Origin of the sequence: Amycolatopsis orientalis DSM 43388, from assembly GCF_000411975.1 — a bacterium.
Classification (GTDB): Bacteria; Actinomycetota; Actinomycetes; order Mycobacteriales; family Pseudonocardiaceae; genus Amycolatopsis; species Amycolatopsis orientalis_D.
In genome coordinates this window covers 83,751-96,846 of sequence record NZ_ASXG01000094.1, presented here as the reverse complement: position 1 = coordinate 96,846, position 13,096 = coordinate 83,751, and the positions used below count along the sequence as shown (strand labels likewise).

Genomic DNA, 13,096 nt, shown 5'->3' with positions numbered 1-13,096 from the left:
TCCGGCGCGCGGGCGGCATCTCATGGGCATCCGCTTCACCACACTGGAGGATCTGATGAGCGCACGGTTCGACCTGATGAACAACGACCTCGGCAAGTCGCTCGGCAAGCGGTTCGCCGGGCTGAGCATGCTGCTGCACAACTCGTCGCTGCCGAAGGCGACGCAGGAGCTGGTTTCGCTGCGGGCCAGCCAGATCAACGGCTGCGGCTTCTGCACCGACATGCACACCAAGGACGCCACCGCGGCCGGCGAGACCGCGGAACGGCTCCACCTGGTCGCCGTCTGGCGCGAGGCGACCGTGTTCACCCCGGCCGAGCGGGCCGCGCTCGCGCTGACCGAGGAGGGCACCCGGATCGCGGACGGCGGCGGGGTTTCGGACGAGACGTGGGCGCAGGCCCGCGAGCACTACGACGACGACCAGCTCGCCGTGCTGGTCTGCCTGATCGGGCTGATCAACGCGGCCAACCGGATGAACGTCATCGTGCGCACGCCGGCCGGGCTGTACCAGCCAGGCCAGTTCGCGAACGTCAGCTGAAGGGGAAACACGGGCCGCCGCCGGCCAGCGGTGGAAGCCGGCGGCGGCCCGTGCGCCTATTCGATGCGGGCGATCGGCGCGCCCTGTTTCACCACCTCGCCCTCCCCCACCAGGAACCGCACCACGCCGGACGCCGGAGCCGGGACTTCCGCGTCGACCTTGTCCACCGCGACCTCCGCGATCAGCTCGCCCTCGCGGACCGCCGCGCCGTCCGTCGCGAACCAGGTGGCGAGGACGCCCTCGCCGTCCGGGTCGTTTTCGGACAGGACGGGGAACGGCACGTCGGTCATGCGCCCACCAGGTCGAGGACAGCCTGGCGGATCCGCGCCGGCGTCGGCAGCACCGCGTACTCCAGCGGTCGCGCGTACGGAATCGGCACGTCCGGCACCGCTAGGCGCGCCGCGGGAGCGCGCAGCAGGCTCGGGTCCCGCTCCACGACGCGGGCGAGCACCTCGCCGGACAGGCCGAACGACAGGTAGTCCTCGTCGACGACGAGCAACCGGCCGGTTTTGCCGACCGAGTCGAGGATCGTGTCGGTGTCCAGCGGGACGAGGCTGCGCAGGTCCACGACCTCGCAGTCGACGCCCTGCCCGGCGAGTTCGTCGGCGACGTCGAGCGCGTGGTGGACCGACAGCGACAGCGTCACGACGGTGACGTCGGTGCCCGGGCGCACGACGTTCGCCTTGCCGATCGGCACCTCGTGGTCGCCTTCCGGAACCGGGCCGATGGAACGGCGGTTCTTCGCCATCCACGGCAGGCCCATGACTCCCTTGTGGAACAGGTACACCACCGGGTTGTCGTCGCGGATCGCGGAGGTCATCAACCCCTTGGCGTCGGCGGGATTGCTCGGCACGACGACCTTCATGCCGGGCAGGTGCGCGAACGTTCCCCACAGGCACTGGGAATGCTGCGCCCCGTCCGAGTACCCGCCGCCGACCGCCGCGGTCAGCACCATCGGCACGGACACGGCGCCGCCGGATTCGTAGTGGATTTTCGCCATGTGGTTGTAGATCTGGTCCATGCAGACGCCGAAGAAGTCGACGAACATCAGCTCGACCACCGGCCGCAGGCCCTCGACCGCCGCTCCGATCGCGGCGCCGATGAAGGCGGTCTCGGAAATCGGCGTGTCGAGCACCCGGCCGGGACCGAACCGGTCGAGCAATCCGGTGGTGGAGCTGAAGATCCCGCCGTAGGACCCGACGTCCTCGCCGAGCACGAACACGCGCTCGTCGCGGTCCATCTCCTGGGCGATGGCCTCGACCATGGCCTTCGCGGTGCTGAGTTTCCGCCCGGCGGGCGCGGAGGGTTCGGTGAGCGTCATTGCTGCGTCTCCTCGCTGTGTCGTCAGGCTCGCGCGAACACGAAGTCCAGCGCGGTGGCCGGGTCCGGCTCGGGGCTTTCCTTGGCGAACTCGATCGCCGCTTCGACTCGTTCGCTGGCCGCCGCGCGGAACCCAGCGACCTTCGCGTCGTCGAGCTGGCCGTCGGCGCGCAGCTGCTTCTCGTAGGTGGGCAACGGATCCCGCCCAGGCACACCGTCCAAATCGGACCGGTAACCCTGCGCGTCGCCCTCGAAGTGGCCCCACAGCCGCAGCGTGTGCACTTCGATCAGGCTGGGGCCTTCCCCCGCGCGCGCCCGGGCGACCGCCTGGCCCGCCGCCTCGTGCACCGCCTCGACCGAGTTGTCCTCGACCCGCACGCCCGGAATCCCGTACCCGGCGGCGCGGTCCGCGTTCGACGTGACGCAGGTGGACGCGCTGCGCGGCACCGAGATGCCCCAGTCGTTGTCCTCCACCACGAAGACCACCGGCAGCTTCCACAACGCCGCGAGGTTGAGCGATTCGTGGAACGCGCCCTGGTTCGCCGCGCCCTCGCCGGTGACCGCGACGGCGATCCGGTCCGTCCCGCGGCGCTGGAACGCGAGCGCCTGCCCGAGCGCAGGCGGGTAGCCCTCGGCGATGATGCCGGAGCAGGAGAAGTGCACGGCGGGGTCGAACAGGTGCATGTGCCCGCCGCGGCCCCTGCCCAGTCCCGTGGTGCGGCCGAAGATCTCAGCGGTCATCCGGTTCAGGTCGACGCCGTGCGCGATAGCGAAATGATGCGGCCGGTGGGTCGCGGTGACCGCGTCGTCGCCGGTGAGATGCGCGCACACGCCCGCCGCCACCGGTTCCTGCCCGGCGGACAGGTGCATCTCGCCGGGGACGAGCCCGGCGCCGATGTCGAAGACCGGTTTCTTGTCGGCGTGGTACTCGCGGAGGATGGCCTCCTCGTAGGTGCGGATCAGGACCATCGTGCGGTACAGGTCCAGCCTGTCCTGCGCTTCCATGGGACCTCCCGTTCGCTCTGGAGGCCACTTTCGCCGGGCGCGCTCCGCCGGACAACGGGCTGGATTTCAGATGGTGATAACCGGCCGGTTCAGTGCGTGACGGCCAGTGCGCGAGACACCCGTTGGGCTGCTCGGCGCAACGACTGCGCCGGCGCCGAACCCAGCCGCCGCGCGGGGAGGGAGATCGCGACCGCGCCCAGCGCGCCGGGCGTGCGGACCATGGTCGCCAAGCAGGCGGTGCCGAGCAGGTACTCCTCGCGATCGTTGAACACGTCGCCGCTCTGCGAGAGCCGCTGCTCCAGGACCCGGCTGTCGGTGATGGTGTGCGGGGTGAGGTCCGCCAGCCGGTGCCGCGACAGGTAATCCCGGCGGCGCTCGCTGTCGAGACCGGACAGGATGCACTTGCCGAACGCCGTCGCGTGCGCCGATTCGTGCACGCCGACCCACAGATCGACCGAGGGGGCGGCCGGGCCGTCGGCGATGTCGACGAGCTTGATGTCGCCGTCGGAGTAGAGCGAGAGGTACGCCGCGCCGTGCACCTCGTCGCGCAGGGCTCGCAGCACCGGACGGATCTTCGGCAGCAACGCGTGCAGCGACGTGTGCTGGCGCAGTTCGCTGACCTGGTTGCCGAGCGCGTAGCCGTCTTCCAGTTTGCGGAGGTATCCCTCATGGACGAGGGTGCGCAACAGGTGGTACGTCGTGGGCAACGGCAGCCCGACCGTCCGCGCGAGCACCTTGGCCGGCACCGGCCGCTCGCTCGCGCCGACCGCGTCGAGCAGATGAAGCGCGCGCTGCACGGACCCGATCAAGGTCGGCTCAGCCGCCATCCCCGTCACCTCCGCGCGTCCCTGCGGCCTCCAGCATGCGCTACCGCTCTGACCTGGGCAAGAGCAGTTCCGCCGGACGGCGCGCGGGAAGAAGCCAGTACGAACGGAGGGTTTCGGCCAGCGGCGGCTTTCCGGATTCCCGGGGGCCGACTGGGTGCCGGGGCAGCTCGCCCGAACGCGGAAGTCCTTGCGCCGCAACCATTGTGCACCGAACCACATGCCCTGGTCGCCGCGTACGCCGGGCCTCCCGGGACTCTCGGCTGCGGCCCGACCTGCACCTTCCGTAGTTGTGCAGATACCTACTCGCTGGTAAGTTACCCGCCAGTCGTGATCCACTTCATGGTTCAAAGGGGAGTCATGATCCGGAAACCCGTCCGCGCGCTGATCGCCGCCGCCGCTCTCGCGATCACGTCCGCCGTCGCGGTGCCCGCCGCGGCTTCGGCCGATTCCTTCTACAGTTACGACGGCAGCACGCCGCTTTCGTCGTACGCCCCGGGCACCGTTTTGAAAACCCGGACGTTGACGTATCACGTCTTCGGCTTCCCGACTCCGGTACAGGCCACCCAGCTGCTTTACCGGACTACCGACGCACAGGGAAATCCGACCGCGAACGTCACCTCGGTCGTCCGCAATCCGTTGAGCAACAACGGAAAAGCCGTTTCGTACCAGTCCGCGTACGATTCGCTCGATCCCGCGGACGCACCGTCGCGCGCGATCGCGGGCGACGTCCGGCTCGGCGGCGTGCTGCCGAACGCGGAATCGCTGCTCATCGCCCCCGCGCTCGCGCTCGGGTACAGCGTCGTCATTCCGGACACCGAAGGCCCGACGGCCGATTTCGCCGCCGGTCCGGAATACGGCAAGACCACTTTGGACTCGATTCGCGCCGCGACGCACGCGTCCGGCACCGGAATGACCGAGTCCACCAAATTCGGCCTGCTCGGCTATTCCGGCGGCGCGATCGCGACCGGCTGGGCGTCGGCGATCGCCGGGAGCTACGCACCGGAGGTCGAGAAGAACCTCGTCGGCTTCGCCGAGGGCGGGGTGCTCGTCGATCCCGCGCACAACCTCAAGTACGTGGGCGGCAGCCCGATCTGGTCCGGCGTGATCCCGATGGCGCTGATCGGCGTCGCGCGCGGCTACGGCATCGACCTCAAGCCGTACGCCAGCGAGTACGGCCTCAAGGTGCTCGCCGAACTGGAGCACGCGTCGATCGCCGACGCGCTCGGCCACTACCCCGGGCTGACCTGGCAGAAGCTGGTGAAGCCGGAGTACGCGAACCCGGATTCGGTGCCGCCGTTCGTCGACGCGGTCAACGAGGTGAACATCGGGTCCGCGGCGACGCCCTCGATCCCCGGCTTCATCGGCCAGGCCGCCAACGGCGCGCTGGAAGGCACCGTCAGCAACGAACCGGGCATCGGCGGCGGCGACGGCGTGATGGTGGCCGGAGACGTCCGCGCGCTCGCGAATCAGTACTGCGCGACCGGGAACACTTCGATCCAGTACACCCAGTATGACGCGCTCAGCCACGCCACCGCGCTCCCGGCGTGGGCCCCGGCCGCGATCGCCTGGCTCGGCGACCGGTTCGCGGGCAAGGCCGCACCGTCCAGCTGCGGGCACATCCCGCCGGGGAACTCGCTGGCCCCGGAGCAGCACACCGGCTCCTGACCGCCGTCTCGTGAGCGCCTGTTCCGGTTAGAACCGGCCTGCGCACTCACGAGACTCCCGCCCGCGCTCACGAAGAAAGCCCCTGCCCGCACGTTCGCGGACAGGGGCTTTCCCTTACCAGCTAGGCAATCAGCCGTCCGACTCGGCCGACGGGATGAACGCACCCGGCACCTGGTCCGGCGCGAAGATCTTGTCCTCGCCCGGATACGGCTGGGTCCATCCGTGCACCTGGTACCACGTGAAGTGGTCCATCTGCGCGGGGTTGGCGTAGTCCGCGGTGGCGTTCGGGCCGGTCAGCTTCTGCTGCGCCTGCCACTGCTGCCACTGCTGCGCCAGCTGCTGCTTGTCCGCGGGCACCGCCGCCGACGCCGCCGCGGTGGAGGCGGTCGGGACGTTGTCCGGGCCGCACGACGGCTGGGTCTTCAGCCCCGCCGTCAGCGACGTCTGGTTCGGCACCGCGGTGAACGGCGTGTAGTCCGGCTGCGGCGTGAACGCGGTCGCCATCGGGGTGGCCGCGCTGTCCTTCTGGTTCATCGGGTGGATCCCGAGGATCTGCTCGATGGTGCGGATCATGGTGATCTGCGAGTAGTACCGGCTGTCGGTCTTGCCGTGCTGGGCGTACGGGCTGATCACCTGGATCGGGGCCCGGTGCCCGTCGACGTGGTCCAGCCCGGCCTGGGAGTCGTCCTCGACGACGAAGATCGCCGAGTCCTTCCAGTACTGGCTGTGCGAGATCTTGTCCACGATCTTGCCCACGGCCAGGTCGTTGTCGGCGACCTGCGCGGCCGGGCTCGGCGGCCCGCCGGTGTGGTCGCTCGACAGCCAGAACATGTTCAGGTTCGCCGGGCCGTTCTTCTCGAAGTCGTTCTTCCAGATCTCGTACCGGTACTGGTCCGGCACGTCGGTGTCGAACTTCGGGAAGCCCGGCACCGAAACCTTGTTCAGCGACGGGATCGGCGACGACGAGACCAGCGGGTACGCGGTCGGCTCGCCGGTCGCGGCCATGTTCTTCGAGTCGCAGTACAGGTTCTGCCAGCTCGCGCCCGCGGGCTTGGTGAGGAACTGCTGGAACTCGCCGAAGTCGCGGACGGTCTTGCCCGCCGCCTGCGCCCCGGTCCACAGGAAGCCGCTGCGCTGGTGGCCCAGCGCGTCGTCCTCGGTGTCGTAGCTGCGCTTGTACTCGCCGGCGGACGACTCGGTGTACTCCGGGTTGTCCGCCTGCATCAGCCAGTTGTGGCCCTCGGCCGAGTTCGTGCCGATGTCGTAGGTGTTGTCGTACAGCCCGAACTGGCTGGCCAGCGCGTGCTGGTTCGGCGTGACCTCCTGGCCGAACTGGGCGAGCGCCGGGTTGCCGTTGCCCTTCGCCATGTCGCCGAAGACCTGGTCGTACGTCCGGTTCTCCTTGACCAGCAAGAAGACGTGCTTGATCGTCGACGGGTCGCCCAGCCGCTGCGGCACCGGGACCGGCTTGACGTCGCGGTTGCCGTTCGCCTCCTGCACCGAACCCGGCGTCCAGCCGTTCTGCTTGAAGACCTGCGCGGTCTGCGCCCAGGTCTGCTGGTCGCTCGGCAGCGTGAACCGCTGCAGGCTCGACGTGGTGTCGTGCGTGCCGTGCCCGGCGGCGGTGGTCGGGCGGCGGGCGTCGATGCCGCGGGTGTTCGCGACCAGGATGTTCTTGCCCGAGGCGGAGATGCCGGACGGGAAGTAGTCCGTCGGCAGCAGCCCGATGAACGCGGCGGGAGCCTGCGGGAACCAGTAGCGGTAGACCGCGACCGCGTTGGCCCGGCCGAGGGTCACCAGCAGGTGGCCGTCGTCGGTGAGCGCGATGTCGGTCGGTTCGTACCCGACCGTCGCCTCCGGCCACGGCTGGGTCGCGATGGTCTGCACCACGGCGTTGCGCTGGGTGTCGATCACCGAAACGCTGTCGCTGCCGGTGTTCGCCACGAACAGGGTGTTGTTCTTGGCGCGCAACGCGGTCGGGTGCAGGCCGACGTCGATGCTCTTCACCGGGGCGGACGGGTTCGCCAGGTCGATCACGCTGACCGTGCCGGTCGTGGCGGACGCGGTGTTCGGATCGGCGACGATGTCCGTGCCGTACGAGTTGATCGTGGGGTCGCCCGGCTTCGCCGGACGGCCGCCCTCGTTGCTGACGTAGATCCGGTTGCCGATCTGCACGAGCGCGCGCGGCGCGTTGCCGACGGTCCAGCTCTGCTTGATCTGGCCGCTGGCCGCGTCGATCGCGACGACGCGGTTCTGGCCGTTCACCGCGGAGTACACAGTGGACCCGTCCGCGGAGAAGACCGCGCCCGAGGCGAGGGAATGCTTGTCCCCGTCGGCCGGGATCGGCACGAAGACCGGGTTGGCGACGCTGCCGTCCGGGTTCACGGCGAACTTGCGGTAGCCGTCGATCTGGCCCAGCCACAGCGTTTTGCCGTCCGGCGAGTACGACGGGCCTTCCTGGCCGACGTCGTTGCCGGGCAGCTGCAGGTCGGCCTTCTTGTCCTTGCCGACGAGCTGCTGCACCTTCCAGCTCTTCAGGTCCACGATGGTCAGCGCGATGCCGCCGTCGGTGGTCAGCGCGGCGAGGTGGCTGCCGTCCGGGCTGACCGTCGAGGACATGATCTTGCCGTTCGGCAGGACCAGCCGCTCGCCGATCGGCTTGAGGTACTGGTCGCTGGAGATGGTCAGGCCGTTTCCGGTTTCCTGGCCGACCTGGTCGGTGCCGAACTGCTTGGTGGAGGCGAGGCCGATGCCCGAGCCCGCGGCGACGAGAGCGACCGCGGTCGCCCCGGCCGTGACGAAGCGCAGCTTGCGGGATCTGCGGAGTTCTTTCTTCCCGCCACGCCTGCGACGGCGCGTTACTTGCATGTCCTCATCCCTTCGTGGAGGAGAGCAGTTCGACGTTGCCGTCGAACTGCCACAGCGGGTTGGGCCGGTCCCCTTCCGGGGTCCGCACCTGGAAGTAGCCGTTCACTTCCTTCGGTCCGTCGCCGTCGGCGACGAACCGCCCGTCGGAGGTGACATCGAGCTGGTAGATCGCCTGCCCGGTCGCCGAGATGCCCGGGAGATGCCAGGAGACGACGCAATGCCAGTCGTTGCCGGGGCCTTCGGCCTCGACGAGGCCGCCGCCCTTGGTGCATTCCGTGCTCGCCGCGAGCTGCTCTTCCGGGACGTCCGGGCGGTGCAGCTGCGCGGTCTGGATCCGGTAGAGGTGCGCGAACTCGGCGGACAGCGAGTGCTGCAGCTTGGCCTGGTCGATGCCCGAACCCGACGCCGGCGTGGCGACCGCGACGACCGCCACTGTGACGCCGAGCAACGCGGCGAGCGGCAGCAGGCCCGCGGTCAGCACGCGACGACCGGCTCCGTCGTAGGTCAGATCGGTGAAGTCGCGCCGCACGAAGAGCACGTAGGCCAGCCCAGTCGCGACCACCGCCCACGCCAGGCTCACTCCGACGCCGATCAGCAGCGGGCCGAGCTGGGCCGGGTCGGTGAAGAGCCCGTTCCAGGAGATGAACGCGTACGTCGGCAGGGCGAGCCGGACGACGACCGGCAACGGCAGCAGCTGCGCCGCCGCCATCACGAGCGCGACCACCGCGGGCAGCAGCAGGCCCATCGGCGACCGTCCTAACGCGACGGAGCCGAGCAGGCCGATCCCGGCCAGGGCGAGGGTCGGGGCGAGCACGCAGATCCACGCGAGCACGACCTTCAGCGCCGCGTCGCCCGAGGAGAGCAGATGTCCGTCGAGTCCGATCAGCGGCTGCCCGCCGACCGCGACGAGCCCGCCGACCGTGCTGGACGCTGCCAACCCGACGACCAGCAGCAGGACCACGGTGAGGCTGGCGAGCGTCTTCGAGACGAAGATCCGCCGGTAGGACCGCATCGCCACCAGCAGATGCCGCCACGTGCCGAGCCGGTCCTCGGCGGCGAACACGTCCCCGGCGACCAGCGAGGTCAGCAGCGGAAGCGCATAGCTGCCGGCGAAGCCGAGCAGCACGAGCGGACCGGCCCAGCCGGTGACGTTCATCAGGCGGCCGAAGAGGGTGTCGACCGGCAGGTCGCTTTGCTGGCTGACCGCGGCGACGAACACCGCGGGCGCGAGCCAGCAGGCGAGCAGCAGGACCCGGATCCGCCACTGCGACACCAGCTTCACCAGCTCGAACCGGTAGCCGCGGCCCAGTCCGACCGGGCGGACCGAGGCCGGTGCTTCCGGGGCCTCGACGACGGTCATCGCTTCTCCCCCTGCTCCGTCAGTTCCAGGAACGCGGCCTCCAGCGGCGAAACGACCGGAGCCAGTTCCCGTACGCCGATGCCCTTGCCGACGATGCGCGCGACCAGGTCGTCCAGCGCGGGAACCAGGCCGCTCACCACCAGGACGTCGGCCTGTCCGCGCGGGGCCTGGGTGTCGTCGATCCGCAGTCCGGGCACGGTCTCGGCGATCTCGCGGGCGGCCTTCTGGTCCGAGGTGACCAGGCGGTAGGCCAGTTCGCGGTCCTCCGAGGACAGTTTCGCCAGCGGGCCGGTGAAGACGACGCGGCCGGCGGAAAGGATGGTGACCTCCGAGCAGAGCGCTTCGAGGTCGTCCATCCGGTGGCTGGACAGCACCACCGCGGTCCCCTCGTCAGCGAGCCGGGTGAGGACCCGGTGCACGTGCTTCTTGCCCGCCGGGTCGAGGCCGTTGGCGGGTTCGTCCAGGACCAGCAGCTTCGGTTTGGTCAGCAGCGCGGCGGCGAGGCCGAGGCGCTGGCGCATGCCGAGAGAGAACCCGCGCGTCCGGTCGTCGGCGACGTCGGTGAGCCCGACCTGCGCGAGGAGGTCGTCGAGGTCGACGGTCTGGCCGCGCAGCGAGGCCAGCGCGGCGAGGTTCTGCCGCGCGGTGAGCGACGGATACAGCCCCGGCCCGTCGACGAATCCGGAGATGCCGTCCGGGGTGGCGAGTGCCCGGCCGACCGGGCGGCCGAGGATCTCGAGTTCGCCCTCGTCCGCGACCGCGAGCCCGAGCAGCAGGCCGAGCAGGGTGGTCTTGCCCGCGCCGTTCGGTCCGACGAGCCCGTGGATCTCGCCGTACGCGACGTCGAGATCCACGTCGTCGAGCGCGAGCACGTCGCCGAAACACTTGGTGATCGCGCGGGCTCGCACCGCGTCGCTGGTGTTCATGAATCCCCACTTTCCGAAGCCGTGAGGAACTTAGGCACGACAAGTGACATGCGAACCCGCGCCAGGTTGAACGTTGGGGAAACCCCGTGCGCCACCGCCGGTTTCCGGCGACCGAACCGGACAAACAGAACTAATAGCGCGTCGGTAAAGTGTCCGAGACCTCCCGGACCAGGCCGTAGGACCGTTTCCGCTCCGCGTGGTCGTGGATCGGGGTGATGATCATCAGCTCGTCCGCGCCGGTTTCGGCGATGACTGTGCGCAACGAATTCCGCAACGCCGCCGGGGCTCCGGCGAGGACCGGGCCGGGGCCGATCGCCGGGTCGACGACCGCGTCTTCCGGACGCGGCAACAAAATCCGCTCGCCGCGCGAACGGCTCAACGCCTTAGCCCGAATGGACCTGGCGAGCCACTCGGCCCGCTCCTCGGTCGCGGCCGCGACCACCGCGACACTGACCACAATGGACGGTTCACGGACCCGGCCGGGACGGAAGGTTTCCCGATAACGCCGGGTCGCGGCGGCGGCTTCGGCGGGACGGAGATGGTAGGCGAACGCGTACGGCAGGCCTAGTTCGGCGGCGAGGCGGGCGCTGGCCGAGGTCGAGCCGAGCAGCCAGATGTCCGGCACGTTCCCTTGCGCCGGGGTTGCCCGCAACGCTTGGTCAGCGTCCGCGAAGTACTCCAGCAACTCCTCGATCCGGTCGCGAAAGCTTTCCGCAGGACCGGGATTCAGCGCTTCGGCCACCCGGCGCGGGCCGCCGAGCGCGCGGCCGAGCCCGAGATCGATGCGGCCCGGATGGAACGCGGCGAGCGTGCCGAACTGTTCGGCGACGACGAGCGGCGAGTGGTTGAGCAGCAGGACACCGCCCGCGCCGACGCGGATCCGTTTCGTCGCATCCGCGATCCGGGCAGCCACCACGGCCGGTGCGGCGCTCGCGACCCCGCGCATGCTGTGGTGTTCGGCCAGCCAGTAGCGGTGATAGCCCCACTCGTCGGCCTGTTCGGCCAGTTCGACGGTGTGCCGCAACGCCTCGCGCGCGGTCGAGCCCGCGACGATCGGCGATGTGTCCAGCACTGAAACCCGCACCCGGGCATCATCCCGGACCGGACGCGGCAGGACAACCGGACCGCCCACGTCTCAAGTGGACGGTCCAGCCGCGGCTCACGAGGTCTCCCGCACCGGCGCGGGCGCGCCCTCCTCCTCCACCGCCTCGCTCAACTGCCAGCCGCCCCGCCGGCGCAAGACCACGAGGTAGTACCCCAAGGCCAGCAACGCGATCCCGGCGGTGACGATGAGACTCGGCCGTCCGATCACCGGGTCGGTCGCGTTCACGTACAGCACGAAGGCCAGCGCGACCAACGCGACCACCGGTGCGATCGGGAAACCGGGCATCCGGTACTTGGCCCCCGCCGTCGCTCCGGAACGGCGGCCGAAAATCGCACCGAGGCACAACGCCGCGTAGACCACGACGATCGACGTGCTCGTCACGACCGTGAGGATCTGCGGGTCCACAAAGCACAGTGCGGCGGCGACGAAACCGGTCGCCAGCGTCGCTACCCACGGCGTGCCGAACTTCGGGTGCACCGCGGCGAGCGCGCGGTTCATCGCCTTCGGCCACGCGCGGTCGCGTCCGCTGCTGAACACCAATCGCGAGCTGATCAGCACGATGGCGAGGACCGCGTTGATAATGGCGAGCGCGACCGCGAGGCTCAGCACCGTGTCGAGCGTGCTGCCGCCGCGAGCCTGCACGAAGTAGGACAACATGTTGGGAGAGGTGAACAAAGTGCCGAGATCCGGCGCGCCCATCAGCACCGCGGTGACCGGGACCAGTTCGGCCAGCACGGTAACGCCGAGTCCCATGAGGACAGCGCGCGCCACCCCGCGTCCGGCGTCCTTGGTTTCCTCTCCGAAGTAGACCGCCGAGCCGTAGCCGTTGTAGGCGAAGATCGCGATCGCGGTAGCGATCATCACCGCGCTGATCGTCGCCGGACCGCCGCCCGGGGCGACCGGATGCGCCAGCAGGTCGGTGAACGGACGGGCCGGGCTGGACAGCCCGAGCACCGCGACCACGGCCAGCGCGAGCAGTTCCACCGCGAGGAAAACGCCGGTGACCCAGGCGTTCAGCTTGATGTCGAACACCGCGACGATCGCGGCGAGCACGCACGTCACCGACGCGACGACCGCCGGCGAGACGCCGGGCAGCACCACGCTGAGGTAGGTGCCGACGCCGAGCGCGATCACCGCCACGATCAGCACCTGCGTCACGATCATGATGCCCAGCACCATGAATCCGGGCAGTTTGCCCAGCGTGCGGGCGGCGATCGTGTACTCGCCGCCCGCGCTCGGGAAGGCCGAGCCCAGTTCGGCGTACACGAAGGCCATGAAGACGCCGACCACGGCGGCGGCGAGGAAGGCGTAGAAAGCGCCCGATCCGGCACCGGTGAGGACACCCGGCGCGATGACGAACACCGAGGACGCCGGGCTGATCGCGGAGAGCGTGATCAGCAGCATGCCGAGGGTGCGCAACCCGCGGCGCAAGACTGGGGTGGACAACGCTGGCCTCCATCACGTCGTTGCGTTCTTTGAATGGAA

The 13,096-nt window shown here is 69.8% G+C and carries 11 protein-coding genes; 2 read left to right on the top strand and 9 right to left on the bottom strand.

Annotated elements, in window-relative coordinates:
- Window positions 1-55: 55 nt before the first annotated feature.
- On the top strand, window positions 56-535 hold the full coding sequence (locus tag L942_RS18880) for a carboxymuconolactone decarboxylase family protein (RefSeq protein WP_037362212.1): 480 nt from the start codon (window positions 56-58) through the stop codon (window positions 533-535).
- Between the two features lie 56 nt (window positions 536-591).
- Here L942_RS18880 and L942_RS18875 read toward each other — a convergent pair whose 3' ends face one another.
- From L942_RS18875 to L942_RS18860, 4 genes are all read right to left on the bottom strand, one after another.
- Window positions 592-825 carry a biotin/lipoyl-containing protein gene (locus L942_RS18875; protein ID WP_037362121.1) on the bottom strand — a complete coding sequence of 78 codons (234 nt, stop codon included), beginning with the start codon at window positions 823-825 and terminating at the stop codon, window positions 592-594.
- Window positions 822-1,856: an alpha-ketoacid dehydrogenase subunit beta gene (locus L942_RS18870; protein WP_037362118.1), complete on the bottom strand. Its 1,035-nt coding sequence runs from the start codon at window positions 1,854-1,856 to the stop codon at window positions 822-824. The genes L942_RS18875 and L942_RS18870 overlap by 4 nt, the downstream gene beginning before the upstream one ends.
- 23 nt (window positions 1,857-1,879) lie before the next feature.
- Window positions 1,880-2,860 carry a thiamine pyrophosphate-dependent dehydrogenase E1 component subunit alpha gene (locus tag L942_RS18865; protein ID WP_037362117.1) on the bottom strand — a complete coding sequence of 327 codons (981 nt, stop codon included), beginning with the start codon at window positions 2,858-2,860 and terminating at the stop codon, window positions 1,880-1,882.
- 89 nt (window positions 2,861-2,949) lie between these two features.
- Window positions 2,950-3,687 (bottom strand): IclR family transcriptional regulator, encoded by a 738-nt coding sequence (locus tag L942_RS18860; protein WP_037362113.1) that lies wholly within the window; start codon window positions 3,685-3,687, stop codon window positions 2,950-2,952.
- Between the two features lie 357 nt (window positions 3,688-4,044).
- Between L942_RS18860 and L942_RS18855 the strand changes: the two genes are divergently transcribed.
- Window positions 4,045-5,352: a lipase family protein gene (locus L942_RS18855; RefSeq protein ID WP_037362110.1), complete on the top strand. Its 1,308-nt coding sequence runs from the start codon at window positions 4,045-4,047 to the stop codon at window positions 5,350-5,352.
- A 129-nt stretch (window positions 5,353-5,481) separates the two neighbouring features.
- On the opposite strand, the gene L942_RS18850 is transcribed toward L942_RS18855, so the two are convergent.
- From L942_RS18850 to L942_RS18830, 5 genes are all read right to left on the bottom strand, one after another.
- A complete protein-coding gene (locus tag L942_RS18850) occupies window positions 5,482-8,220 on the bottom strand; it encodes a bifunctional YncE family protein/alkaline phosphatase family protein (protein ID WP_037362107.1) in 2,739 nt (912 codons plus the stop codon).
- A 4-nt stretch (window positions 8,221-8,224) separates the two neighbouring features.
- Window positions 8,225-9,580, bottom strand: coding sequence for an ABC transporter permease (locus L942_RS18845; protein ID WP_037362104.1), 1,356 nt, complete (start codon window positions 9,578-9,580; stop codon window positions 8,225-8,227).
- A complete protein-coding gene (locus L942_RS18840; protein WP_037362102.1) occupies window positions 9,577-10,506 on the bottom strand; it encodes an ABC transporter ATP-binding protein in 930 nt (309 codons plus the stop codon). The genes L942_RS18845 and L942_RS18840 overlap by 4 nt, the downstream gene beginning before the upstream one ends.
- Before the next feature lie 130 nt (window positions 10,507-10,636).
- On the bottom strand, window positions 10,637-11,590 hold the full coding sequence (locus L942_RS18835) for an MsnO8 family LLM class oxidoreductase (RefSeq protein ID WP_037362099.1): 954 nt from the start codon (window positions 11,588-11,590) through the stop codon (window positions 10,637-10,639).
- A 75-nt stretch (window positions 11,591-11,665) separates the two neighbouring features.
- Window positions 11,666-13,057, bottom strand: coding sequence for an APC family permease (locus L942_RS18830; protein ID WP_037362096.1), 1,392 nt, complete (start codon window positions 13,055-13,057; stop codon window positions 11,666-11,668).
- Between the last annotated feature and the right edge of the window lie 39 nt (window positions 13,058-13,096).

Bases quoted from the DNA above. Each gene is read 5' to 3' on its own strand.
- L942_RS18880 (WP_037362212.1), top strand. From the start codon at position 56: ATGAGCGCACGGTTCGACCTGATGAACAACGACCTCGGCAAGTCGCTC.
- L942_RS18875 (WP_037362121.1), bottom strand. From the start codon at position 825: ATGACCGACGTGCCGTTCCCCGTCCTGTCCGAAAACGACCCGGACGGC.
- L942_RS18870 (WP_037362118.1), bottom strand. From the start codon at position 1,856: ATGACGCTCACCGAACCCTCCGCGCCCGCCGGGCGGAAACTCAGCACC.
- L942_RS18865 (WP_037362117.1), bottom strand. From the start codon at position 2,860: ATGGAAGCGCAGGACAGGCTGGACCTGTACCGCACGATGGTCCTGATC.
- L942_RS18860 (WP_037362113.1), bottom strand. From the start codon at position 3,687: ATGGCGGCTGAGCCGACCTTGATCGGGTCCGTGCAGCGCGCGCTTCAT.
- L942_RS18855 (WP_037362110.1), top strand. From the start codon at position 4,045: ATGATCCGGAAACCCGTCCGCGCGCTGATCGCCGCCGCCGCTCTCGCG.
- L942_RS18850 (WP_037362107.1), bottom strand. From the start codon at position 8,220: ATGCAAGTAACGCGCCGTCGCAGGCGTGGCGGGAAGAAAGAACTCCGC.
- L942_RS18845 (WP_037362104.1), bottom strand. From the start codon at position 9,580: ATGACCGTCGTCGAGGCCCCGGAAGCACCGGCCTCGGTCCGCCCGGTC.
- L942_RS18840 (WP_037362102.1), bottom strand. From the start codon at position 10,506: ATGAACACCAGCGACGCGGTGCGAGCCCGCGCGATCACCAAGTGTTTC.